The organism is Bradyrhizobium sp. Kon56 (assembly GCF_055807635.1).
Map to the genome: position 1 here is coordinate 1 of NZ_JBVVOU010000166.1, position 431 is coordinate 431.

Genomic DNA, 431 nt, shown 5'->3' on the forward strand with positions numbered 1-431 from the left:
CGCGATCCGAACCTGGCCGACTGGGCACCGGTGCCTTGCCCTAACGTTTAATCAAGCTTTTGTCGTAGCAACATGAAACGCCAGTCGGGCTAACCGACTGGCGTTTTTTATATGCACCGACACATTTATCTCACAGGGGGGTTCAGGCCCTTGATGCGGAATTTGCCACCGGTAAACCGGTAAGGCGAAGCGTCAAAGTGCAACGTACCTTCCAGTACTTGCGTTGCTTCATCGTAGCAATATACAAGTTGTCCTTGATTACCGTTGTATAACTCATTGGCCATAAAGCCGGCATAAGCTGTTCCGGGAATCCCATCAGGTTGTACCGGTAGTGTTTGTGCGTCGTATAGATCGTCAGTGTGAATTAAAATCCAGAAACTCAAGTGAGGGTAGTCATCGACATACGCCCTTACTTCAAGATAATCCTCGTT

Annotated in this window: 1 protein-coding gene; it reads right to left on the minus strand. The window is 48.7% G+C overall.

Going from position 1 to position 431, the window contains the following annotated elements:
• Positions 1-125 precede the first annotated feature (125 nt).
• The coding region (locus tag AC0L3B_RS38445; RefSeq protein WP_473382821.1) for a hypothetical protein at positions 126-431 on the minus strand (306 nt) is incomplete at its 5' end.